The sequence below is a fragment of the Microbacterium zouquanmingi genome (genome assembly GCF_052266695.1).
Taxonomy (GTDB): Bacteria; Actinomycetota; Actinomycetes; order Actinomycetales; family Microbacteriaceae; genus Microbacterium.
On record NZ_JBQPQZ010000006.1, the window covers coordinates 45,182 to 69,182 of the forward strand.

Annotated in this window: 20 protein-coding genes; 8 read left to right on the forward strand and 12 right to left on the reverse strand. The window is 67.5% G+C overall.

Going from position 1 to position 24,001, the window contains the following annotated elements:
- The first annotated feature begins 79 nt into the window (after nucleotides 1–79).
- The 3 genes from purL to ACTU6U_RS13085 all read left to right on the forward strand — a co-directional run bounded on the left by purL (nucleotide 80) and on the right by ACTU6U_RS13085 (nucleotide 3,216).
- On the forward strand, nucleotides 80–2,401 hold the full coding sequence (gene purL, locus ACTU6U_RS13075) for a phosphoribosylformylglycinamidine synthase subunit PurL (protein WP_443469552.1): 2,322 nt from the start codon (nucleotides 80–82) through the stop codon (nucleotides 2,399–2,401).
- A 154-nt stretch (nucleotides 2,402–2,555) separates the two neighbouring features.
- On the forward strand, nucleotides 2,556–2,705 hold the full coding sequence (locus ACTU6U_RS13080) for a hypothetical protein (RefSeq protein ID WP_417512334.1): 150 nt from the start codon (nucleotides 2,556–2,558) through the stop codon (nucleotides 2,703–2,705).
- A gap of 157 nt (nucleotides 2,706–2,862) precedes the next feature.
- Nucleotides 2,863–3,216 (forward strand): TraR/DksA family transcriptional regulator, encoded by a 354-nt coding sequence (locus ACTU6U_RS13085; RefSeq protein ID WP_443469553.1) that lies wholly within the window; start codon nucleotides 2,863–2,865, stop codon nucleotides 3,214–3,216.
- Nucleotides 3,217–3,301: 85 nt separating this feature from the next.
- Here the strand turns inward: ACTU6U_RS13085 and gnd are convergent, their stop codons facing one another.
- Nucleotides 3,302–4,357 carry a phosphogluconate dehydrogenase (NAD(+)-dependent, decarboxylating) gene (gene gnd / locus ACTU6U_RS13090; RefSeq protein ID WP_443469554.1) on the reverse strand — a complete coding sequence of 352 codons (1,056 nt, stop codon included), beginning with the start codon at nucleotides 4,355–4,357 and terminating at the stop codon, nucleotides 3,302–3,304.
- Nucleotides 4,358–4,463: 106 nt separating this feature from the next.
- Here gnd and ACTU6U_RS13095 point away from each other — a divergent pair, with 106 nt between their 5' ends.
- Complete coding sequence (locus ACTU6U_RS13095) at nucleotides 4,464–5,282, forward strand: hypothetical protein (protein ID WP_443469555.1); 819 nt, start codon at nucleotides 4,464–4,466, stop codon at nucleotides 5,280–5,282.
- Nucleotides 5,283–5,404: 122 nt separating this feature from the next.
- On the opposite strand, the gene ACTU6U_RS13100 is transcribed toward ACTU6U_RS13095, so the two are convergent.
- Nucleotides 5,405–6,262: a fumarylacetoacetate hydrolase family protein gene (locus ACTU6U_RS13100; protein ID WP_443469556.1), complete on the reverse strand. Its 858-nt coding sequence runs from the start codon at nucleotides 6,260–6,262 to the stop codon at nucleotides 5,405–5,407.
- Between the two features lie 19 nt (nucleotides 6,263–6,281).
- Nucleotides 6,282–7,259: a C-terminal binding protein gene (locus ACTU6U_RS13105; RefSeq protein ID WP_443469557.1), complete on the reverse strand. Its 978-nt coding sequence runs from the start codon at nucleotides 7,257–7,259 to the stop codon at nucleotides 6,282–6,284.
- Between the two features lie 78 nt (nucleotides 7,260–7,337).
- Between ACTU6U_RS13105 and ACTU6U_RS13110 the strand changes: the two genes are divergently transcribed.
- The 3 genes from ACTU6U_RS13110 (at nucleotide 7,338) to ACTU6U_RS13120 (ending at nucleotide 11,596) form a co-directional block, all read left to right on the forward strand.
- Nucleotides 7,338–8,087, forward strand: coding sequence for an SDR family NAD(P)-dependent oxidoreductase (locus tag ACTU6U_RS13110; protein ID WP_443469558.1), 750 nt, complete (start codon nucleotides 7,338–7,340; stop codon nucleotides 8,085–8,087).
- Nucleotides 8,080–8,430, forward strand: a complete 351-nt coding sequence (locus tag ACTU6U_RS13115; RefSeq protein WP_443469559.1) for a nuclear transport factor 2 family protein — start codon at nucleotides 8,080–8,082, stop codon at nucleotides 8,428–8,430. The genes ACTU6U_RS13110 and ACTU6U_RS13115 overlap by 8 nt, the downstream gene beginning before the upstream one ends.
- A gap of 268 nt (nucleotides 8,431–8,698) precedes the next feature.
- Nucleotides 8,699–11,596 (forward strand): hypothetical protein, encoded by a 2,898-nt coding sequence (locus ACTU6U_RS13120; RefSeq protein ID WP_443469560.1) that lies wholly within the window; start codon nucleotides 8,699–8,701, stop codon nucleotides 11,594–11,596.
- Between the two features lie 83 nt (nucleotides 11,597–11,679).
- Here the strand turns inward: ACTU6U_RS13120 and ACTU6U_RS13125 are convergent, their stop codons facing one another.
- Genes ACTU6U_RS13125 through ACTU6U_RS13160 form a run of 8 tightly spaced genes read right to left on the reverse strand, consistent with a single transcriptional unit; the run spans nucleotide 11,680 to nucleotide 20,862 of the window.
- The gene (locus tag ACTU6U_RS13125; RefSeq protein WP_443469561.1) at nucleotides 11,680–12,456 is read right to left on the reverse strand and encodes an SDR family NAD(P)-dependent oxidoreductase; all 777 of its coding nucleotides are present in this window, start codon (nucleotides 12,454–12,456) and stop codon (nucleotides 11,680–11,682) included.
- 1 nt (nucleotide 12,457) lies between these two features.
- Nucleotides 12,458–13,537 (reverse strand): enolase C-terminal domain-like protein, encoded by a 1,080-nt coding sequence (locus tag ACTU6U_RS13130; protein WP_443469562.1) that lies wholly within the window; start codon nucleotides 13,535–13,537, stop codon nucleotides 12,458–12,460.
- The gene (locus ACTU6U_RS13135; RefSeq protein ID WP_443469563.1) at nucleotides 13,534–14,295 is read right to left on the reverse strand and encodes an SDR family NAD(P)-dependent oxidoreductase; all 762 of its coding nucleotides are present in this window, start codon (nucleotides 14,293–14,295) and stop codon (nucleotides 13,534–13,536) included. The genes ACTU6U_RS13130 and ACTU6U_RS13135 overlap by 4 nt, the downstream gene beginning before the upstream one ends.
- Nucleotides 14,296–14,337: 42 nt before the next feature.
- The gene (locus tag ACTU6U_RS13140; RefSeq protein WP_443469564.1) at nucleotides 14,338–15,753 is read right to left on the reverse strand and encodes a hypothetical protein; all 1,416 of its coding nucleotides are present in this window, start codon (nucleotides 15,751–15,753) and stop codon (nucleotides 14,338–14,340) included.
- Nucleotides 15,754–15,785: 32 nt separating this feature from the next.
- Nucleotides 15,786–17,528, reverse strand: a complete 1,743-nt coding sequence (locus ACTU6U_RS13145; protein WP_443469565.1) for an ABC transporter ATP-binding protein — start codon at nucleotides 17,526–17,528, stop codon at nucleotides 15,786–15,788.
- Nucleotides 17,528–18,373 carry an ABC transporter permease gene (locus ACTU6U_RS13150; RefSeq protein ID WP_443469566.1) on the reverse strand — a complete coding sequence of 282 codons (846 nt, stop codon included), beginning with the start codon at nucleotides 18,371–18,373 and terminating at the stop codon, nucleotides 17,528–17,530. Before ACTU6U_RS13150 ends, ACTU6U_RS13145 begins: the two co-directional genes overlap by 1 nt.
- Nucleotides 18,366–19,328 (reverse strand): ABC transporter permease, encoded by a 963-nt coding sequence (locus tag ACTU6U_RS13155; protein ID WP_443469567.1) that lies wholly within the window; start codon nucleotides 19,326–19,328, stop codon nucleotides 18,366–18,368. The genes ACTU6U_RS13150 and ACTU6U_RS13155 overlap by 8 nt, the downstream gene beginning before the upstream one ends.
- Before the next feature lies 1 nt (nucleotide 19,329).
- Nucleotides 19,330–20,862 (reverse strand): ABC transporter substrate-binding protein, encoded by a 1,533-nt coding sequence (locus ACTU6U_RS13160; RefSeq protein WP_443469568.1) that lies wholly within the window; start codon nucleotides 20,860–20,862, stop codon nucleotides 19,330–19,332.
- 151 nt (nucleotides 20,863–21,013) lie between these two features.
- Here ACTU6U_RS13160 and ACTU6U_RS13165 point away from each other — a divergent pair, with 151 nt between their 5' ends.
- Complete coding sequence (locus ACTU6U_RS13165; protein ID WP_443469569.1) at nucleotides 21,014–21,670, forward strand: GntR family transcriptional regulator; 657 nt, start codon at nucleotides 21,014–21,016, stop codon at nucleotides 21,668–21,670.
- Nucleotides 21,671–21,769: 99 nt separating this feature from the next.
- On the opposite strand, the gene ACTU6U_RS13170 is transcribed toward ACTU6U_RS13165, so the two are convergent.
- Nucleotides 21,770–23,950: a peptidase C14 gene (locus ACTU6U_RS13170; RefSeq protein WP_443469570.1), complete on the reverse strand. Its 2,181-nt coding sequence runs from the start codon at nucleotides 23,948–23,950 to the stop codon at nucleotides 21,770–21,772.
- Nucleotides 23,951–24,001 lie beyond the last annotated feature (51 nt).

A 24,001-nucleotide genomic window follows, 5' to 3' on the forward strand; every position in this document is an offset into this window, starting at 1 on the left:
GGTCAGATTCACGCAGATTCTATTGGTTCCGCGGCGGATAGACTGGGACCGCCCGCCTCCCCCGTCTCCAGGAGTCCGCGTGACCACGCCCACAGCATCAGTTCATGTCCCTGACTCCGTCTCGAATGCCGAGGCGACGCCCGAGAAGGAGCAGCCCTACGGCGCCCTCGGGCTGAAGGATGACGAGTACGCCCGCATCCGCGAGATCCTCGGCCGTCGCCCCACGTCGGGTGAGCTGGCCATGTACTCGGTGATGTGGTCAGAGCACTGCTCTTACAAGTCATCGAAGAACTACCTGAAGCGCTTCGGCGCGAAGGTCAGCGACGAGATGAAGGAACGCCTCATGGTCGGCATGGGCCAGAACGCGGGGGTCGTCGACGTCGGCGAGGGCTGGGCCGTCACCTTCAAGGCCGAGTCGCACAACCACCCGTCGTTCATCGAGCCGTTCCAGGGCGCGGCGACCGGCGTCGGCGGCATCGTCCGCGACATCATCTCGATGGGCGCACGCCCGGTCGCGGTGATGGATGCCCTCCGCTTCGGCGCGATCGACCACCCCGATACCGCCCGCGTCGTGCACGGCGTCACCAGCGGCATCTCGTTCTACGGCAACTGTCTGGGGCTGCCGAACATCGGCGGCGAGACCGTGTTCGACTCGGTTTACCAGGCCAACCCGCTCGTGAACGCACTGGCCGTGGGCGTCCTCCGCCACGAAGACCTCAAGCTCGCGAACGCTGAGGGTGTCGGCAACAAGGTCGTGCTCTTCGGGGCGCGCACCGGCGGCGACGGGATCGGCGGAGCCAGCATCCTGGCATCCGATTCCTTCGACGACGGCGGCCCGACCAAGCGCCCCGCCGTGCAGGTCGGCGATCCCTTCGCCGAGAAGGTGCTCATCGAGTGCTGCCTCGAGCTCTACAAGGGCGAACTCGTCGAGGCGATCCAGGACCTCGGTGCCGCCGGAATCTCGTGCGCGACCAGCGAGCTCGCCGCCAACGGCAACAGCGGCATGCATGTCTCGCTCGATAACGTGCTGCTGCGCGATCCCTCGCTGACCGCCGAAGAGATCCTCATGTCGGAGTCGCAGGAGCGCATGATGGCGATCGTGGCTCCTTCGAAGTTGGAGGCGTTCCTCGAGGTCGTGAACAAGTGGGACGTCGAGACGAGCGTGCTCGGCGAGGTCACCGGAGACGGCCGCCTCGTCATCGACTGGCAGGGCGAGCGCATCGTCGACGTCGACCCCTCGACCGTCGCGGTCGACGGCCCGGTCTACGACCGCCCTGTCGCCTACCCGACGTGGATCGACGCACTGCAGGCGGATGCTGCGGAGCTACTGCCTCGCACCGACGACGCCGAGGTGCTGCGCGAGCAGTTCCTCGCGCTGGTCGGCTCGCCGAACCTCGCAGACACCCGCTGGATCACCAACCAGTACGACTACTACGTCGGCGGAAACACCGCGCTGGCCTTCCCCGATGACGCGGGCATGATCCGCGTCGACGAGGAATCCGGCCTGGGATTCGCGATCTCGACCGACGCCAACGGCCGCTACTGCCAGCTCGACCCCTACGCGGGTGCGCAGCTGGCCCTCGCCGAGGCGTACCGCAACGTCGCCGTCACCGGGGCGACCCCGACCGCGATCACCGACTGCCTGAACTTCGGATCCCCCGAGAACCCCGAGGTCATGTGGCAGTTCGGGAAGGTCGTCGACGGTCTGGCAGACGGATGCTACGAACTGGGCACCCCGGTCACCGGCGGCAACGTCTCGTTCTACAACCAGACCGGTGACACCCCGATCCACCCGACCCCGCTCGTCGGCGTGCTGGGCATCATCGACGACGTCTCACGTCGCATCCCCTCTGGCTGGCAGGACGAGGGCCAGAACATCTACCTGCTCGGCACGACCTCGACCGAGCTCTCGGGTTCGGCGTGGGCCGAGACCGTGCACCAGCACCTCGGCGGTCTTCCCCCGAAGGTGGACCTCGCGGGCGAGAAGCGCCTCGCCGGCCTCATCGGCGCAGCCCGCGACGAGTGGCTGATCTCCTCCGCGCACGACGTGTCAGAGGGTGGCCTCGCCCAGGCACTCGCCGAGGGCGTCATGCGCTTCGGCATCGGCGCCCGCGTGTGGCTGACTGAGCTCATGGAGCGCGACGGGGTGGATGCAGCATCCGCTCTCTTCTCGGAATCGACCGGCCGCGTCATCGTGACGGTGCCGCGCGAGGACGACGTGAAGTTCCGCGGACTGTGCGAGGGACGCGACTACCCGGTACTGCGCATCGGCGTCACCGACACGGTCGCCGACCTCGAGGTGACGGGACTGTTCACGGTCAGCGCTGCCGAGCTGCGTGAGACGTCTCAGGCGACTCTTCCGGCGGCCTTCGGCCCGACCGTGGCGGAGCCCGCCGTCTGATGGCTGTCGTCGCGCTGGCTGCCACCGCGGCACGGGCGGTCGCGCTGTCAAACCCTGTTGGCGCGGCTGAAGTTTCAGCAGCGCCAACAGGATTGAGCAGCGCGAACCAGGAATCAGCAGCGCGAGCATCAAGCAACCAGAGCAGGAGCAGCAAGTGAGCGACGAGGTCGACAACATCGACGACGACTACGGACGCCTCGGCGAGCGCCGCACCCGGCGCATGCGCGTGATCGCGTGGGCCACGATCATCTCGCTGATCCTCATCGGCGGCGGCTCGACCGTGCTGTCGCTGCTGTTCGGCTAGGTTGTTCTGACACTTGTCAGCCGCCTCGACACTCGCCGGGCCGGATGGGCCTGTTTCGACTGACGGGTGTGATCTGGACTGACGGGTGTCGTGTCGTGTCGTGTCGTGTCGGGGAGTGCGGAACACTCCGGCGCGTGCACGGGCCTAAGGTATGGGCATGAGTGACGACGAACTGCGAACACTGCTCGAGGTGTTGCGCCGTGAGGCGAGCGACCGCACGGCGGCGCTCGATGCCACGCTCACCCAGCTCACCCACGACCGCAGTAGCCAGAGCGACGACGACGAGCATGACCCCGAGGGCGTGCCACTCTCGGCAGAATGGTCGCGCCTGAGCGGACTCCTCGACGGGGCCCGCGCAGAACTCGACCAGGTCGACGCGGCGCTCGCCAGGATGGATGCTGCAACCTACGGCGTCTGCGCGAACTGCGGTCGCCGCATCCCGATCGCGCGCCTGCGCGTGCGCCCGTTCGCCGAACTTTGCGTGCCATGCGCCGAGAAGTTGGGGCGCTGAACGCGTCCCCGCCTCTCAGACGTTCACACGCCCACGTGCTGCTGGGGTGCAAAGCGCTCGAACAGCGACGGCGCGTCGCCGACACTCACCCGGCGTCGGACTTGCGCCCACCCGCCTCGAGCACGTCGCCCGCCGGGAGCTCCTGGTGTCCGCCGAACTGCAAGCGCATCGCCGAGAGCACCTGGTTGGCGAACCGATCCTCGCCGCGCGAGGCAAAGCGCTCGAACAGCGCCGCTGAGAGCACGGGGACGGGGACGCCGACGTCGACGGCCGCCTTGACCGTCCATCGGCCCTCACCCGAGTCTGAGACGCGACCGGCGAGCCCGTCGAGCGTGGGGTTCTCGGTCAGCGCGGCAGCGGTGAGATCCAGCAGCCAGGAAGAGATCACCGAGCCTCGACGCCAGAGCTCTGCCACCCTGTCGGTCTCGATCGGGAACTGGTAGAACTCCGGCTCTTCTAGAGGTGCGATCTCCGCGGAGTGCTCCGCTTCGCGGATTCCGGCATCCGCATTCTGCAGCAGGTTGAGCCCCTCGGCGATTGAGGCCATGATGCCGTACTCGATGCCGTTGTGCACCATCTTCACGAAGTGACCTGAGCCGGCCGGGCCACAGTGCAGGTAACCCTGCTCCTCAGATGCGAGTTCTCCGGTGCGGCCGGGTGTGCGCTCGATCTCTCCAGGTCCGGGGGAGATCGTCTTCAGGATCGGCTCGATGTGCGCAAAAGCGCGGTCCGTGCCGCCGACCATGAGGCAGTACCCACGCTCGAGCCCGAAGACACCACCGCTCGTGCCGATGTCGACGTACTCGATGCCCTTCTCGCGCAGCGCCTTCGCGCGGCGCACATCGTCGCGATAGTTCGAGTTGCCGCCGTCGATGAGGATGTCGCCCTTTTCGAGTACCGCCGCAACCTCTTCCGCGACGCTGCCCGTGAGAGACGCGGGCACCATCATCCACACGACGCGGGTGGGTGCCAGCTTCGCCGCGAGATCTCCCATGCTGTCGGCGCCGGTTGCGCCCTCCGCGACGAGAGCCGCGACAGCATCCGGGTTCACGTCGTAGACGACGCACTCGTGGCCATCCTTCATCAGACGGCGAACGATGTTCGCGCCCATCCTGCCGAGTCCGATCATCGCCAGCTGCATGTCTGCTCCTCACTCTCGGGGCTCTTCGAGCCGAGTCGTGGTCATCCTGGCACGGCATCGTCTGACACGCCAGCCACTTGCGCCCCCGCAGTAGGCTGAACGCATCATGCAAGAGTTCTGGCAGTGGGCGGGCAGCTTCTGGTGGTTGATCTTCCCCATCATGGGGATGGCCGGCGGAGCTGCGAAGGCGTGGGAGCAGGGCGCGAAGCGCCGCCACGAGCGCCGTCTCGAGACGCTGCGCCTCAAGGGCGAGCTGAAGACCGCGCAGCTCGCTGCGCGCGGGCAGGTGCTGCCGGCGCCGAAAGATGCCGTGCCCGACTCCCAGCTCTCCTCGAACGAGCTGCTCGAGCGTCTGTTCGCCGAGCATGACGAACTCACCGCCCGCTGGCTCGACTACGAGCTCGACGTCGCGAAGCTCATCGCCTACCCCGCGATGAGCGATGGTCGCCAGCCGCTGACCGCCGCATTCCTGCGAGCGAAGAAGACGGCGGACACCCTGCGTCCCCGCTCCGCGAACGCCAAGGTCAGCGAACAGCAAGTCACTGAATATCTGGATGCCGTCGGCAACGCCGCCGTCGCATTCGACGTCGCCGAGAGAGAAGCTAAGCGCCTGCGCACCTCGACCTTCAGCGAGGCCGAGCGCAAGAAGCTCGACCGCGCACAGACGCTGTTGAAGGTCGCCGTCGACGAATCCGCCACGCAGGCAGAACGCAACATCGCTTACAAGCGCGTGCGCGAAGAACTTGACGGGCTCATCGTGCTCAGCGACCAGGCTGTCGAAGTGCTCGAGAAGCAGGTCGCCGGTGCGCTGCCGGCGGCATCCGCTCCCGCCTCGCCCGGGCCGGTGCGCGAGCCCGCGCCGGAACCCGTGCGCGAGCCTGCGCCGGAGCCGATGCGTCTGAAGCGTCCGGATGACGGCGCATGATCGCGTCGAACGTTACCTGAACGATCGCGTACCACGCCGAAGGGTCGGAGTGGGCCGCGGACTGTGACGGCGGCCAGCCGGCGCTGCCGTTCGGCGGGTGAGCGGCGCAGAAGTGGCGCTGTTCAGGGCAGACTGACCCGCTCGGTGCGCTGACGCTGAAGGCCGAGCCCGTCGATCTCGATCACCATCTCGTCGCCGTGCTGCAGGTACGGGAACCGCCCGGACAGCGCGACACCCTGTGGTGTGCCGGTGTTGATCACGTCGCCGGGTTCGAGCACCATGTACTGGCTGAGCTCGTGCACGATCTGCAGCACCGAGAAGATCATATCGGCGGTCATCGAATCCTGCCGCGGCGAGCCGTTCACGAACGAGCGCAGCCGGAGCGCCTGCGGGTCGATCTCATCGGCCGGCACCAGCACCGGGCCGAGCGGGTTGAACGTCTCGGAGCACTTGCCTTTCGACCACTGCCCGCCCGAGATGTCGAGCTGGTACGCGCGCTCCGACACATCGTTCGAGATCGTGTATCCGGCGATCACCTCGCGGGCCGCCTCCGGCGAGGGCAGGTAGCGGGCGGTCTTGCCGATCACGACGGCGAGCTCGACCTCCCAGTCGACTTTGTCGGCTCCAGGCGGTAGCAGCACGACGTCGTTCGGCCCGACGACGGTGTTCGGATGCTTGAAGAACACGACCGGATGCTCGGGCGGGGCCGACCCGGACTCCGCCGCGTGCGCGGCGTAGTTCTGTCCGATGCAGATGACCGCAGTCGGCCGGGCGATCGGCGCCCCGATGCGCAGGCCGTCGGTGTCGGCTTCACGCAGCTCACCGGCTGCTAGTGCCCGACGCACGCGCGCGATGCCGTCGACAGCGAGGAACGCGCCGTCGACGTCGGCGGTCAGCGGCGCGAGGTCGCGGACGATCCCCTCGTCGTCCCGCACGAAGGGATGCTCGCGGCCGGCTTCTCCAAGACGCATGAGTTCCATGTCTGCTCCTTCCCGCGCGTCAGCGCGCGTCGGCGTAGGCCGGGTTGACGATCGCGTCGACGTGCTCGCCGGCGAGGAAACGGATGAGGTTCTCGGCGGCGTGCACAGGCAGGTCCTCGAGCGCCTCGGGCGAGTACCACGCCGCATGCGGTGTGAGCAGCACGTTCGGGGCGTCGCGCAGCGCGGCATCCGATGCGAGCGGTTCGGCCTCGTAGACGTCCAGCGCGGCAGCCCCGATGCGGCCGTTGTGCAGCGCGGCGACGAGAGCAGTCTCGTCGATGAGCGGACCGCGGCAGGTGTTCACGATCACCGCTCCCGGCTTCATGGTCTGGATCGTGGCCTCGTCGATCAGGTGACGGGTGGCGTCGGTGAGCGGCACATGCAGCGTCAGGATGTCGGCACCGGAGCTCGCCTCATCGATGGTGGCGGGCTCGCAGTCGGCGGCAGTGATCGCCTCAGCGGGGGCGTACGGGTCGGCGACGAGCACGCGGAAGCCGAGCGCACGACATCCGCGCGCGACCAGCGAGCCGATCCGTCCGAAACCGAGGACCGACACCGTGGTGCGGGACGGCCGCACGGCCATCGGCCGGGCCGCGACGGGCTTCCACTCACCCGCGCGTAGCGCGGCGTCGTAGGCGGGCAGGCCGCGGGCCTGGGTCATGATCATGGCGATCGTGTGCGCGGCGACCTCCTCGATGCAGTAGCTGGGGGTGTTGGCGACGGCGATGCCCCGCTCGGTGGCGGCCGCGACGTCGACCATGTCGTAGCCGATGCCGAGCCTGCTGATCATCTTCAGGTTCGGCATCTGATCCATCAGGTCACCGTCGATGCGATGCCACTGCACGATGAGTCCTTCGGCCTCGGCTCCGAGCGCGGCAAGGGTGTCGAAGGAGGTCTCAGACGCGCGCTCGGCGCTGATGCCCGCCGTCCGCAGGGTCTGCTCGGCGGCGTCGCCGGGCAGGTCGCAATCGGTGATGAGGATGTGTGGAGAGGCCATGAGAACAAATGCTATAGCATCTAGCAGATCAGATGCCAGTGGTTTCCGATCTGCCTGTTTTGCTATAGCGTCTTGAGTATGACTGCTCGCCGCGCCCTCATCACCGGCGCCAGTTCCGGCATCGGAACGGCCGCCGCCCTCGAACTCGCGCGCTCCGGCGCCGCGCTCTGGATCACGTACACCGGCCGCGAGGCCGCAGCCGCCCAGGTCGCCGAGGAGTGCCTCGCCGCCGGAGCCTCCGAGGTGCACGTCTCGCGCCTCGATCTGCGCGACCCTGATTCGATCGCCGCGCTCATCGCCGACATCACTGCGGAATGGGACACGCTGCACGTACTCGTCAACAACGGCGGCGTCGGCCCCTACACCGGCTACGACGACATCGACATCGACGAGTGGGACTTCGTTCTCGAGACAAACGCCCGAGGCACCTTCCTCCTCACGCGTGCCGCACTGCCGCTGCTGCGCGCCGCCGACGGCGACCGCTCGGTCGTGAACATCTCGTCGATCGCCGGTCAGGTCGGGGCCCTGCAGACCGGCATGCACTACGCCGCCAGCAAGGGCGCCATCCTCGCGATCACGCGCAGTTTCGCCCGCCATCTGGCATCCGAGGGCATCCGCGTGAACGCCGTGACGCCCGGACCTGTTGCCAGCGCGATCACGAGCGAGCTCTCCGCCGAGGGGCGGGCGAAGCTCGAGGCGGGCATCCCGCTGGGCGAGTTCGGCCAGCCGGCCGATGTCGCGTGGATCATCGCAGCACTGGCATCCGACCGCGCCCGGTTCATCACCGGGGCGACCTACGACGTCAACGGAGGCGTTCGCATTGACTGACATCACCGCGAACACGCGCAGCGCGCTGAACACGGTCCAGGCGCAGCTCGACGCCTTCAATGCGCACGACCTCGACGCCTTCGTCGCGACCTATGCACCCGATGCCGTGATCACGGGAGTCGCATCGGAGCCCATAATCGGCACCGCAGCCATCCGCGCGTTCTACGAGCCGCGTCTGCAGAACCCCGAGCTGTCATGCGCGATCGACAACAGCGTGCTGTTCGGCGCCCGCTGGGTGGTCGCGCAGGAGCGGGTCATCAACGCGGGCATTGCGACCGAGACGATCGCCACCTTCGACGTCGTCGACGGACTGATCTCCCGCGCCTCGATGCTCAAGGCCTGACCAGGGGGTGGCGCAGCCCCGCACTTCTGCGCATCTTCACACTCTCAGCCCGGATTCCTGCGGTGTTGTGCATAAGCGCGGGGAAGTGTGTGCACCGGTTCGATAATTAACCCATCGCCTTTGGCTATTCCGCTAAGAGCGCTTAAGCGCTACGGTCGGTATTTATGAAACCTTAGTTTCGTTTGTATCCAGGTGCAGCGCCGCACCTATATCGCGCCGCACGGACACAAGCGGACCCGACGACGCCCCGCGTCAGGCAGGAGTTCCCGTGCGTCCCACACGCCAACACACCCTTCGGAGATCGCTGGCGGTGATCGCGACGGCCGTGGTCACGGCCACGTTGGCCGTCGCCGCTCCTGCCGGAGCTGTCGGAGCGACGACTTCGTCCTCCGCGGCGGCCCCGCGTTCCGCACCCGATGCGACAGCCTCGGTCAACTTCGATGGACTGGTCATCGGCGATGAGCAGCCCGTGGGCATCCCGGTCCAGGTGCCGAGCATCATCGACATGGCCTTCGGTGAGCTCGATGGTCGTGCCGTCGGGTACACGGCAACCTCATCTGACGGTTCACTGCTGAACGTGATCGACATCGAATCCAACACCTTTCTGAAATCAGCACCCATGCCGAGCGTGATTCAGGTGTGGAAGCTTGAGATCGCACCGAATGGAAAGGTCTACGTCGCCGCGATCGGCAAGAGCGAATCCGGCGCGCAGCGCGGTGAGCTGTGGATCTACGATCCCGTGACCAACGAGGCTTCGCTCGCCGGTGTCGTACCCGGCGCGAGTTCGAACTGGTCACTCGTCGTCGATGATCATTCCAACGCGTACATCGGCACGTACAAGTCCGGCGAAGTGGTCATGTACGACGCCGAGACGGGTGACTTCACAGGGTGGGGGCAGGTCGAGGGCGAGGAGTACGTTCGTTCGATCGAGTATCACGACGGATACATCTATGCCGGAACCGGCGCCTCGGGCGCAGTCGTGAAGATCAACGTGGCGGACCCCGGGGATCGTGAACGCATCTCGGATCCGCTGCTCGAGATCTTCGGTGTCGCGGCGCTGCCGTGGGCATACGACATGGAGAAGGTCGGCGACTGGCTGGCGGTCAACTTCTCGGATGGCCTCGCGGCAACCGCGTTCTACAACCTCGAGACTTCACAGTGGAGCACGACGACGCTGAACAAGTCGTCCCTCGCCGGAACGCCGACCCAGAACGGCAATCCCGGCTTCACCCAGCTCGCCCCGAAGGACGGAAAGATCTATCTGACCCACAATGGCACTATCGCCGAGGTCGACCTCAGCGGTGACGAGCCGACGTTCTCCGACGTGGAGATCCCCTTCGGACTCGGCATGCGTGGACAGGGGTGGGTCGACCTCACCGCCGCGGGTCACCCTGGCGAATGGCTGGTCACGGCGTCACGCCAGGGTCCGCTGCGCGCACTCGACATCGCAGGCAAGCGGCAGATCACTCTGCCGAACGTCGTTCAGACGAACGCTGGAACGCCGCTTCACTCCATGGGCCTCAACCCGGACGGTGGCATCTACATGGTCACCTACCCGGCAGGCACGGGAGCCGTATACGACACAAGCACCGGTGAGTTCACGAATTTCCCCGCCGAGCAGGCCGAGTCGATGCTCACGGTAGGCGACGCGACCTACTTCGGGCTGTATCCCGGCGGTCACATCGACCGTGTGGTGCGAGGCGGCGATGGCCGACCCTCGTCATCGCGAGTCTTCACCATCGGCGAAGGACAGGACCGGCCGTACTACATGGTCGAGGACGACGGAAAGCTCGTGATCGGATCGATCCCCGGGTACGGCATGCACCAAGGGGCGCTGACGATTCACGACATCGCCAGCGGTGAGACGAAGGTCGAGACGGACATCGTCGAGAACCAGAGCATCATCGGCCTCGCCGTTCGCGACGGGGTCGTGTACGGTTCCACGACGATCGTCGGCGGTCTGGGCTCAGACCCGGTAGCCGACGAAGCAAAGCTGTTCACCTACGACATCGCCGGCGGTGAGAAGACGGGCGAGTACCCGTTGATTCTGCCGACCGGTCAGAAGCCCAAGCACATCAGTGCGCTCTCGTTCGGCCCGGACGGTAACCTCTGGGGAACGACCGACGGCTGGGTGTTCGCACTTGACCCCGAGACCATGCAAATCATCCCCGAGAAGTCGAAGAACATCGCACCGGATGTCACCCGCTATGGAATGTGGCGTCCGATGAGCTTCGCCTGGCACGACGGCAAGCTTCTGATCAACGTGGCTTCGCAGCTGACGATCGTCGATCCGCAGACCATGGAGCACCTCGCAGTGACCACGACGGACGAGGAGATCGCGCGATTCATCATCGCTCCGCTCGCTCCATCGTTGCGCACGCCGGGACAGGGCGCGCAGGACGGCATCTACCTGTTCGGAAGCTCCGATGCCGGGAGCCTGCGGGTGATTCCGCTGAGCATCAGTGCGTCCGCCCCCTCGCCGTCGCTGGCGTTCCGTTCCGATTCAGTGGTCGCCGGCACGAGTGTCGATGCCATCTTGCGCGGTTTCGACCCGCACGAAACCGTCACCCTATGGCTCGGCAAGTCGCAGATCGGCACCGCCGAGACGGACGCCGACGGAACGCGCACTGTCACGGCGCAGATCCCGGCTGATACGGCAGCGGGTCCCCACACCGTCAGGGTGAAGGACGCCAACGGTGCAGTTCGCGCAGAAGCGGTGCTGCGGGTCGAACCTGCGACACCCGCGCCTCGCATCACCCTCACCCATCAAGAGGTACGCGCCGGTGACGCACTGGAAGCCCGGCTGGACGGCTTCGCGGCGAATGCACCGGTAACTCTGTGGCTGAGGTCAGAACCGGTGCTTCTTGAGGAGGCGACGATCACGGCCGATGGCTCTGCGACGCTGAATCTGACGATCCCCGTTGGCACGGCGGCGGGCGAGCACACCATCGTCGCGACCGACGCGGGCGGCACGGATCTCGCTCAGGTCGCGGTGCAGGTGACAGTGACCACAGACTCGCCCCCTGTCCCGCCGTCCGATGGTGGCGAGCAGACCGGCGGACTTGCGACCACCGGCGCCGAAGGCGCACTGTGGGTCACCGTCGGCGCCGGGGCACTGGCTGTCATCCTGATGGGCGCGTGGCTGATGCGACGCCGCAAGGCCTGACGCCTCGGTTCATGGATCTGAGACCCGTGCTGCGGACTGCCGCGCACGGGTCTCAGACGCGTCAGGCGACGCGACCATGTGATTCAGCGACGAGCGATGTCACCGAAGGATGCCGTCCAGGCGCCGTCCACGGCGATGGACTGCCCCGTGAGGTACGGCGCCTCGTCCGACAGCAGGAACGCCGCGACTGCGGCGACCTCCTCCGCCCGTGCGATGCGCCCCATCGGCGGCCCCTCGGCGAGGGCGCGCTCCGCCGCGACTGGGTCGGGCGAGGAGGCGATCTGCGCTTCGAGGTGCGGGGTGCGCACCCCGCCGGGTGCGACGGTGTTGGTGCGGATGCCCTGGGCGCCGTAGCTGACGGCCACGCTTCGGGTCAGTGCGTCGATGCCGCCCTTGGTGAACTCATATGCGGCGTGATCGAGGTGACTGGCGCGGCCGTGGATCGAGCCGATATTGACGATGGAGCCCGGCGTGGCCTGCTCGAGAAAGGTTGAGACCGCCACCGAGCAGCCCCACACATACCCGAACCCGTTGATGCCCACGATCTCGCGGACCAGGCCCTCATCGAGCTCGTGCAACGGCGTCTGCTTCGTGATTCCGGCGTTGTTGACCCAGCCGGCCAGCGGCGCGAGCGCCCGCGCCTTCGCCGCCGCCGCGACGTGCGTCTGCCGGTCGGACGCGTCACCGAGCACGACGTCGGCCACGATGCCCGCCTCAAGCGTTCCCGACCCGGGCGAGCGCTCCAGCCCGACGACGATCCACCCGTCGGCGGTGAGACGCTCGGCGATGGCGCGGCCGATGCCCTTCCCGCTGCCGGTGACCACCACGCTGCGTGGTGCCTCCTGCGATTCGGCGTTCATCTCAGATCTCCTCGAAATCGAACACGGTCGGGTCCAGCGAGAACCCGAGCCCGACGGCATCCGATGGCCGCACCCGGCCCTCGAAATGCGGACCACCGACGATGAATGACGGCGCGGGGTCGTACGGGTTGATGCCGCGCGCGAAGGTCTCGACGCCGATGCCGAGGTGCGCGGTGACCTCGGGGTAGACGTGCCCCGAGACCGGCATGCCGCGGGTTCCCGCCCAGCGGATCAGCTCCCGGGCGGGGGTGACGCCGCCGATCGCGACGACGTCCAGGCGCAGCACGTCCACACCGCCGACCTCGGCCAGTGCCTTGAGCACGGCGGGATCGGTGACCTCGTCGCCCACCGACACCGGCAGGCCCGTCCTGGCCCTGATGCGCGCGACGCCGGCGGCGTCCTCGGGCAGCAGCGGGTCTTCGAGCCAGGCCAGACGTGGGTCGCCCCATTGCGAGACCTCGGCGATCGCGGCATCCGCACTCGGCCAGCCGAAGCCGACGTCGACGACGAGGCCGGTCGATGATGGCAGCTCGGCGTTCAGAATCCCGATGAGTTCACGCATATATGCCGCATCGGGAATGCGAGAGATCTTGACGTTCGTCCAGCCGTCCGCCTGCCCGATCACCTCGTTCGCGACCTCGCGCGGCGTGCGCCCTGGCGTCGGGTACGCGGCGACGAGCATCGAGTCGCGCGGCGCATCCCCGGTGCCGATCAGTCGCCACAGCGGCTGCCGGGCCCGGCGGGCCGCGACATCCCACAGCGCGATGTCGACCAGTCCGATGGCCCGACGCACGAGTCCGACGCGTCCGACGATGGCGCTGCCGCGCAGCATCCGCTCCCACGCCGCCGCCGGGTCATCGGCGTCCTGTCCGAGCGCGTGCGCGACGACGAGCCGTTCGACGATCTCGGCCATCGGCGCCTCACGCGACAGGCAGTACGCGACACCCTGCGTGCCGTCGTCGGCCGTTACCCGCACCGCGGTGTACTCACGACGATGCACAGTCATCGCGCCCAGCTGCAGCGGTGCAGGCAGTGGCAGCACCGCTGTGGCGGTGTCGATCCGCGCGACCGTCGCCATCATTCCGGCCTCTTCGCGAGCGGTACGCCGTAATCGATCATGAAGCCCCCATCGACATACAGAGTCTGGCCGTTCATGTAGCGCGACTGGTCCGAGACGAGGAAACTCACTGCGGCGGCGATCTCAGCGGCATCCGCCAGCCGCTTCGCGGGGATGCGCGAGAGGATCGTGTCGAGACTGAGGGTGCCCGCTTCGACGCCCTGCCGGAACACGCCGGTGTCGACGTAGCCGGGGGCGACCGCGTTGACGCGGACGCCGCGAGCGGCCCACTCGGCGCCGGCCGTGGAGGTGAGCCCGATGACGGCGGCCTTCGTCGTGGCGTATGGCGCGCGACCCGCTGAGCCGCGCGAGGAGATCGACGAGATGTTGACAATCCGTCCGTCGCCGTGTGCGAGCATGCGCCGTCCGGCCGCCTGCAGGCAGTTGAAGACGCCGTGGAGGTTGACGTCAACGACGGCGGTCCATTCGTCCCAGGTGAGGTCTTCGAGGCCGCGATGACGCTGGATGCCGGCATTGTTCACCAGCACCTCGATGGGTCCGAATTCGGCTTCGACCTCGCCGAACACGCGATCGACGCCCTCGTGGTCGGTGACGTCGAGCTCGCGCCAGATGATGCCTGCGGGATTCTCGTCAGCGGTGAAGCCGGGCACGCGGTCGGCGGCGATGACTCGGTAGCCGTCGGCGGCGAGGCGCTGGCCGATCTCCCAGCCGATTCCTGCCGAGCCGCCGGTGACGATGGCGACGGGGGTCTGAGAGGTCATGGTTCTCCTCGTTGTGGCGGGTCGAAATTTGCTATAGCAAGTCTACAGAGGTCGCTGCTCCACGAGTTCGGAGACGACGGCGATCACATGCTCCTCGAGCAACTCCAGCGCACCCGCCGCCAGCGGGGTCTGCCAGGCCTGATACGCGCCGCGCTGATACGCCTCGCGCGTGGGCAGGTAGACGAAGCCGGGCCCGTTGGTGAGGTTCATCACAACGATCGGCGTCTCGGGGAAGCGCGTGCGCAGCCTGGTCTGCAGCCGCGAGTAAGCCTCGCCGGGATGTCCGACGATCACCGCGTCACCGAGACGCCATGCCCAGACCGGATGCTGCACCGTGGGTCCCGTGATGTATCCGTCGCGCAGGTTGCGCGCACGTCCCAGCCGCTCGTCGCGCGAGCGCGGGTCGATGTCCCGCCACTCCTCGGCGAGCTCATCGAGGGTGGGCAGGTCGCGCAGCGGCAGTTCGACGGACGTCATCGATTCGGATGCCACGGCGCCGCCCTCCGCAGCCTGGGCGGCCCAGATCGCCAACGGCGCCCCGGACTCGACCACCGAGTCGAGGGTGAGCTCCGCGCCCGGAACCGGCAGCGAATCCAGCGCCGCCATGACCGCATGACCGAGGGATCGCCCGTGCCGGTCGGCGACGGCCACGTCGCCGGTGTACTGCTCGCGGGGCGCCAGTTCGCCCGACGCACCCTGCACGAACAGACACGGAGCGTCGGTCGCCTGCTCGACGATCTCGCGCATCGCGCCGACATAGTCGGGTGAGACCTCGCGGGACTGCCACGCGAGCGTCGTCGGGTGGCAGGCGTAGTTCACCAGCGTCGCCGTCACTGCGCCGTCGATGCTGACCCGTCCGATCGTGACGGTGTCGTCGGCGGATGCCGCGGGGTTGTACCCCACCAGGGCGCGACCGTCGAGATCGAGCTCGCGGTTGGCGGCGAGGGTGCAGCGCCCCGTCGTCCACTCGATGAGCCCCGGCTTCGCGGCATCCAGCGCCTCGCGCCCCGCCTCGATCCCCGCAGCCGCGAGCGCCTCGAGGTATCCGGGGATCAGCTCGCCGCCGGGCAGGTGCGCATCGGCGGCGCACAGCACGGCACCGGCATGGGTGTGCGACAGCGAGAGCATGAGCTGCTCGGCATCCAGCCCGAGGCCGTCGAGGATCGCACCGCGCACGCCCTGCTCATCGGCGACCCGACGCCACCAAGTGCCGTCCACCGCCAGCAGCATCCGAGGACGGTCGTCGGAAGCGATGACGGCGAGCGCGGTCAGCGTGAACGGACGGTGCGCCCCCTCCGAGCGCTCCCAGTCGGCCGGGCCCCAGTTCTTCGCGCGGATGCCGACCGGTGGGGTGATGTCGCGCCGGGCGATGCCGATGCGAGCCGCCGTACGCGGAACGCGGATGCGGTCGCCGACGCGAGCCGCCCGCGGGGTCGTCGAGTTCTGCACGTCGTTCATGATGCTGGCATCCTCCGTCATCGTCGTTCCGATCATCGCGCGGTCGGCGTGACCGTGGTGTCCGACCCCTGCTCCTGCCAGAGTTTCGCCGCCTCGGCCCGGCGTCTGCGCTCAGCCACCGGATCCGCGATCGGGATCGCTGCCATCAGACTCCGCGTGTAGTCGTGCTGCGGTGCGGCGAACAGCTCGTCGCGACCGCCCGTCTCGACGATGCGCCCCTGCCGCATCACGGCGACGGTCGACGACATGTAACGGATCACGGCGAGGTCGTGGCTGATGAACAGGTAGGTCAGGCCGAGCTCAGCCTGCAGCTCGCGCAGCAGGTTGAGCACCTGTGCCTGGATCGACACGTCCAGCGCCGAGACGGATTCGTCCAGCACCATGAAGTCCGGTTCCAGAACAAGGGACCGCGCGATCGACACGCGTTGGCACTGCCCGCCGGACATCGATCGCGGCAGACGATCAGCGAACTCCTCGTCCAGCCGCACCCGGTGCATGGCCTCCCGAACCTTGTCGGCGCGCGAGGCCCTGGTGCCGATACCATGGGCGCGCAGCGGCGCCTCGATGATCTGCTCGACGGTCTGACGGCGATTCAACGCCGAGAACGGGTCCTGGAAGACCATCTGCATCCGCCGCCGCAGCTGGCGCAGCGGCTCCGCGCGCATCTCATGCGGACGATGGCCGTCGAACTCGACACTGCCCGCGTCGATGCCACCAAGCGCGAGCACCGCCTTCGACACCGTGGACTTCCCGGAGCCGGACTGCCCGACCAGGCCGAACGTCTCTCCTCGGCGGATCTGGAACGACACGTCATCCACGGCGGTCACGCGGCGACCAGAGCCGAGCGTGAAGGTCTTGGTGAGATCGGTGACCTCCACCAGCACCTCACCGTTCTCCCGAGCCTCGTCCACCGCACTGCGCACGTTCGCGTCTTCGAGGGGTTCGGTGCCCCGTTCGAGCACCTCCACCGCGGTGCGGATGGGCTTGTGCACATCGACGGTGAGATCGACCACCGCACCCAGCAGCGCCTGGGTGTACGGATGCTCGGGATGCGCGTACAGCTGATCGACGGGAGCCTCCTCGATGATCCTGCCGTAGCGCATCACGTGGATGCGCTCGCAGAAGCCCGCCGCGACGCCGAGATCGTGGGTGATCAGGATCACCGCGGTCCCGTGCTCGTCAGCCAGCTTGTCGAGCAGATCGATGATGCGCGACTGCGTGGTGACGTCGAGCGCCGTCGTCGGCTCGTCGGCGATCAGCACCTTCGGTCGCGAAGACATCGCCATCGCGATCATCACCCGCTGGCGCATTCCGCCAGAGAACTCATGCGGATACTGTGCGAGACGCTCTTCGGGGAGGGGAACGCCCACCTCGGTCAACAGCTCGATGGCTCGCGTCGCGGCATCCGTCTTCGACATCCTGTCGTGCAGTCGTATCGCCTCGATGAGCTGGTGGCCGATGGTGCGCACCGGATTCAGCGAGCTCATCGGGTCCTGATAGACCATCGCAATCTCGCCGCCGCGCACACGGGTCATCTCGCGCTTGCTCAGCGCGAGCAGTTCGCGATCGCCCAGACGGATGCTGCCGCCGAGACGCGCCCCGTCGTTCAGCCGCATGATCGACAGGGCCGTGAGCGACTTGCCCGAGCCCGATTCGCCGACCAGCCCGATGCGCTCCCCGGGGCGGACGCTGAAACTGATCCCCTTGACAGGCATGACGTCTCCGTACGAGACGGTGAGGTCCTGCACCTGCAGGATCGGCGCGGAATCGCTCATCAGCGCGCCCCCTTCCTGTCGCCGCCGAACTGATCGGCGAGCACGTTGAGCAGCCAGATGGTGACGAAGATGAACAGCGCAGGGAACAGCACGTAGCCGATCGACTGGTACATCTTCTGGTAGCCCTGCTGCACAAGGGTTCCCCAAGTGGCCTCGGGCGGCGCGATGCCCAGGCCGACGAAGCTCATCGAGGCCTCGAGCAGGATGGCGTTGGCCGCGTTGATCGCCGCCTGCACGACGATCGGACCACGGGCGTTCGGCAGCACCTCCGCGAACAGCAGTCGGGAGCGCTTCGAACCGAAGGCGACGGCGGCGGTGAAGTAGTCCTCCTGCAGCTCGCTGATCACCGCGGAGCGCACCAGGCGCGCCGTGGTGGGTGTCAGCAGGATGCCGATGATGACCGCGAGCTTCACGGGATCCGCCCCGAAGGCGGAGATGAAGACGAGCGCGAACAGGATCTGCGGGATCGCCATCACGGTGTCGGCGAGGCGCATCAGGATCTCGTCGACGATCCCTCGGGTGAAGGCGGCCGCCATCCCCCATGCGACTCCGAGCACCATCGCGACGAGTGTCGCCCCGCCCGCGATGAAGATGGTCAGCTGGCCACCGTAGAGCACGCGACTGAACAGATCGCGCCCCAGCTCGTCGGTGCCGAACAGGTGCGCACCAGATGGGCTGGCGAAGCGGTCGGGGGATTGCTGCGCGGGATCGTAGGGCGCGACGAGGGGCGCGAGCACCGACGCCAGCACGATGAGGGCGAGCACGCCGAGCGAGACCCAGGACGCGACAGGAAGGTGGCGCCGCGGAGCCCGGGCGCGGAGGGCGAGGGAGACGGTGTCAGCCACGGCTGCTCCTTGCACGAAGACGCGGATCGAGCACACCGTAGAGCAGGTCGACGATGAGCGTGGTGAGGATGAACATCGCCGAGATCAACAGCACGACGGACTGCAGCACGGCGTAGTCGCGCTTGAAGACCGCGTCGATCGCCAGCGACCCGAGACCGGGGATGCCGAACACGTACTCCACGATCACGACACCGCCGAGCGTGTACCCGACGATGAGCCCGAGCATGGTCAGCCCCGGGATGAGCGCGTTGCGCAGCGCATGCCCCAGCACCACTCCGCTGGCCGACTGGCCCTTGCCGCGGGCGGTGCGGATGTAAGGCGCGTCGAGCACCTCGACCATCGACGCCCGCAGGAACCGCATGAGCAGGGGCGCGGCGGCGAACGCGAGCGTCAGCCCGGGCAGGATCATCCTCTGCAGGTTCTCGGCGGGGTCTTCGGCGAACGGCGTGTACCCGCGCGCGGGCATGACCTTGAGCTGCACGGCGAAGATGACAATCAGCACGATGCCGATCAGGAACTGGGGCAGCGCCATGCCGGCCGTTGAGATCGCGGTGAGGATGCGATCGACCGCGCCGAGCGGACGGAGCGAGGCGATGACTGCGGCGGGCGTGGCGATGATCACCGCGAGCAGGATGCCGATGATCGTCAGTTCGATCGTGGCGGGGAACCGCTGCGCGATCAGTTCCGAGACGGAGTACTGGTTGAAGTACGACTGCCCGAAGTCTCCGGTGAAGACGCCGCCCATCCAGCGCAGGTACTGCTCGATGATGGGCGCGTCCAGACCCGCCTCTTCACGGAGTCGCGCGAGCATCTCGGCGTCCACGCCCGGCGTCGACCCCAGCCGGGTGATGACGGGGTCTCCCGGCAGCAGCCGGAGCACGACGAAGACGAGAAGCGAGGTGGCGATCAGCATCGCGATGCTGATCGCCACCCGGCGAAGGATGGACCAGACCACGTCAGCCCTTCAGCTGTGCGTTCTCGAGGTGCAGCTGGCCGCCGCCTTCCGCCCAGATGCCGGCGACGTTCGTACCGGTGGCCGTGACCACCGTCGACTGCAGCGGGACGATCAGCGGCACCTCCTCGTTGATGATCTCCTGCACGGTCGCCCACTTGTCCTTGCGTGCCGCGTCGTCCGGCTCGGCGACGGCCCCGGCGAAGGCCTGCTGGAACTCGTCGCTCTTCCAGTTGCACTCGCAGCGACCGTCGAGGTAGAAGTTCAGCGAGTACGCCGGCTCAGGAGGAGTCGACTGGAAGTTGGGAACGATGTAGCCGGGGAACGACTTGCCGGCCGGGTAGAACGAGTCGACCCAGGTGCCGATGTCGTTGTTGTCGATCTTCAGAGTGATGCCGATCTCCTTCAGGCTCGCCTGAAGGATCTCACCGCTCGTGTTCCATTCAGGGTACGAACCGGCGATGCCCCACCAGGTGAGCGTGCTGCCCTCGGTGATGCCGGCCTGGGCGAACAGCTCCTTCGCCTTGTCGAGATCGTAGGAGTAGTCGGTCAGATCGCCACCGAACCAGGGGTTGACCTCGCCGAGTGCGTTGTTGGTCGGCGAGACGGTGCCCTGACCGTAGTACGCCGCCTCGAGGATCGCCTCACGATCAGTGGCATAGGCGAGCGCCTGACGCGCACGGACATCGTCGAACGGCGCCGAGGTCGTGTCGACCTCCCACGACGGCCACTGGCTCGGGTTGTCCGGACGGACCAGGGCGATGTCTCCACCGGCCTCGAGTCCCTCCACGTCGCCCTGCGGCACCGACCACAGCACGTCGATGTCACCCGAGCGCAGGCCGGTGACGGCCGCCGTCGACTCAGCCGCCTTGACGATGGTGATCTCGTCGAGCAGCGGCGCCTCGCCGAAGTAGTTCTCGTTGGAAACGAGCGTGACGCTGTCGTCCGGAGTGAACTTGTCGACGACGTACGGGCCGGTGCCGATGGGCTCCTTGTCGATGGTGTCGAGCGAACCGACGTCGATCATCTTCACCCACACGATCCCGGCCGCGAAGGTCGCGATCGGCTCGGAGAGCGTGATCACGACGGTCTTGTCGTCGGGTGCGGTGACGTCGGTGATCATGGAGATCTTGTTCTTCTCCTGCGTCGCCGTGTCATCATCGAGGTAGTACTCGAACGCGGCGACGGCTTCCTCTGCGGTGAAGGGATCCCCGTTCGAGAACGTCACCCCGTCGCGCAGCGTGAACGTCCACGTCTTCTGATCGGGCGAAGCCTCCCACTTCTCGGCGAGGTCGCCGACGATCTCACCGGACTCATCCGTCTTGGTGAGCCCGTTCCACAGAAGCGGGAAGAGCACCTCCTCCCACGCGAACGTGCGGATCGCGGGATTGAGCTGCGGGATGCCCTGCGCGGCGGCCACGGTGAGCTCACCGCCGTCGACAGGGTCGCCGCCGCCCTCTGTCGTGCTGCAACCGGCCGTCAACAGGGCCGCGGTGAGAACCGCCACTCCTGCCAGCCATGAACGTCGACGTGACATGGTGCCTCCTTCATTGGGTGCATCGGGAACACTGTTGCTATAGCATCTAGCAAATCGCCGGATTTGTCTACTCTGCGCCCTCGATGCCATAGCATCGGTCGAGCAGGAGGGCGCGATGCCCTTCCGGCACGTCGCCCGGGGAGGTCACGCAATGCGCACCGTTTCTGATCAGAACATCGCCGAGCAGGTCACGGACGAACTCCGGGCCGCGATCCACTCCGGCGAGTTGGCTCCGGGCGACCGCCTGGTCGAGCGCAAGCTCGCCGAGCGCCTCGGAGTGAGCCACATCCCCGTCCGCGAAGCGCTCACTCGGCTGGCGGAGGAGCGGCTGATCATTCGCGAGCCACGCCGCGGAGCGCGGGTGGCCGCACTGACCGCTCAAGACCTCGAGGAGATCGCGAGCCTTCGCACCGTGCTCGAGCAGTTCATGGCCATCCGCGTGCAGGAGCGGTGGACGGATGCCTCGGCCGCGCGGCTGCAGGCGATCATCGATGCGATGGCGGCGGCCGAGGTCGGCGACATGGAAGAGGTGCTTCGGCAGGACCGCGCTTTCCACGAGGCACTTGCAGAGCTCAGCGAGCACCGCTTCCTCACTGAGCTCAGCGCCCAGTTGCGCGGACGCATCACCGGATTCATCAGCGCCGCCAACGCGGCGCTCCCTGAAGACCAGCAGGCGGAGCATGTGCACAGTCACCAGCAGATCCTGGATGCCATCGCCAGCGGCGATCCGGATGCAGCACGCACCGTCATCGCCGAGCACGTCACCCGCGCCTTCGCCCGGATCGAGCCGCTCGCCGACCCCGCCTGACCGAGAGACCGTCCTGCCACACCCCCGGCCCCGCCGCGCCGAAACCCACCCCGCCGCGGGGCCGAGCCCGATGAATCGGGCCCGACCCTGCAAGCCGGATCAGGCGATCGCGTTGGCGGCGATCACGACGGCATCCGACTCCTCGGGCACCGCGGTGCGCTTCACGCCGATCTCGACGTTCGACGAGTGCACCAGCGTTGAGCCCTTGCCGAAGGCCTCGGGCTTCAGTTCGAGTGAGCCGCCCTCGAACCGCGTGCCGACCGCACGGTAGTGGTTCACGCCGTCGGCGAGCTGCACGTGCACGCCGGCGTCGCCGACGAAGGCGCTGTTCGCCAGAGTGATGTCGCGACGGCCATCGCCCTTGCGCGAGATCGCGGCGCCCTTCACCCCGGTCACCTGCGTGCCGGTGATGTCGACCTGCTGACCGTCGGCGCCCGCCGCCACGAGACGCACACCCGACAGTGTCGACCCGTCGACGCGCACCTTCTGCGAGGCGATCGAGACGGGATCCGCATCCTCACCGGCGACCAGCGTCGACCCGCGGAAGGTCACCGGCGCCGGGCCGTTGATCTTCATGCCACCGACGCCCTGCAGAACCGTATCGACGAAGGTGACCGGCTCCTTGACCGTCGCGTTGGTGAGCTCACCTGGTGCGACGAAGGTGAAGTGCGAGTCGGCGATCACGGTAGGCCGCGACGAGATGTCGGACGACTGCGTGATGATCAGCGTGTCGGATGCCGTGCAGCCGCGCAGCTGCGCACCGTCGGCATTGATCCACAGCATGCCCGAGCCCTCGAGCGACTTCTTGCCGATGACCTGCACGTCTTCGAGCGTCAGGTCGGTGACGTTCACGCGTGCGACGAACCACGAGCAGACGTGCTTGCGCACCGTGATTCGCTTGGCTGCCGAGCCCCAGGCGGCGCCCGAGTTCGCGAACGTCATCAGCCCCGAGTTGCCGACGTAGGTGAGGTCGTGCTCGTACTGGCCGTGCGTGACGAACGGTCCCTGGTCGTCACCGTCGCCGTGGCAGTTCTCGACCAGGCAGTACGCACTGGCGGTCCAGTCGTTCAGATGGCGGGCGTTGGAGGTGTGGCAGTTCGCGACGTACCCATACAGGCAGTAGATCTGCTGCGTGAGGTAGCCGGCGCCACCCCAGGTCACTGAGGTCGGGTTGGTGAGGTTGCATTCGGTGGTCGAGAAATACGTGTTCCAGCGGCGCTGGATCAGCGGCCAGAACGTGCCGGTGCCGTCGATGTGGTCGACGTCGCAGCGAACCGCGTACTCGAAGGCGAGCGGGTGCGAGCCGGTGAGCTCGTCTTCGCCCTTGCCGAGGAAGCGCAGGTTCGACACTGAAACGTCCTGCACCGGCTTGACGTGGCGCCACGCCATGACGCGATCCTCACCGAGCGTCCAGCCGTTCAGATAGTTGACCCGGATGTGCGTGCCATCGACGATCTGCGTCACCTGCACCAGGCGCTGCAGCTCGCGCTCCCACCGGCCGGCGAGCGCGTTCACCTCGGCCGCATACCAGGAGCCGACCGTGAAGAACGACGAGTCACCGACGGGGAACACGTCGGAGTTGTCGGGCACGACCTCACCGAGCTTCGCCTCGTGCACCGCATCGGTGACCTCGCCCTGGAAGAACATCACCGCGGCGAACGGATTGTTCGCGGGAGCGTTCTCGATGCCCTCGGTGGTCATCAGGTGTCCACCGAAGTCGAACGCGATGTTCGAGCGGGTGAAGGTGTGGCGGCGCACGAAGTTGAGATCGGTGTGCGCCTCGATGCGGCTGATCGACGCGTCGGCGACCATGGCGTCGAGGGCGTCGTCGGCGTTCTGCTCCGGCCCGAAGACGCCGAACACGCGGAAGTCGACGGTACCCGAGTGCACCAGCGCCCAGCTGCCATTCTTGCCCTTCTTACCCTTCTTGCCGTTCAGCACCGTTCCGCCGTTGGGCGGCGGGGCGTCCTTCGTCACGAACCGGTACATCGCCCCGCCGCCGTCGCCGGGAGAGGTGCGCCCGGCGGTTTGTACGAGGTCGCCTGCCTTCGCGTTGAGTTTCGCCAGCGCGGAGGCGTCGGATGCCGCGCCGACGGACTTCGAGGCGGTGGACTTCGCCGGCACGGCGGAACCCGCGGCCTGCGCGGCGGCGGGCGCCGACACCGCGGCGACACCGCCGATCGCGGCAGCGGCGAACCCGGCGAGCACCATGCGCCGGCTGCGTACCGGTGCGGGCCTCTCGAGTGTTGTTGCCTGTGTGAGGGTCTCGTGATGCGTCATCGTCATCCTCCTTGCGGCGTCGTCGCCGCGGTCAGTGCGCGCGGTGGGGTT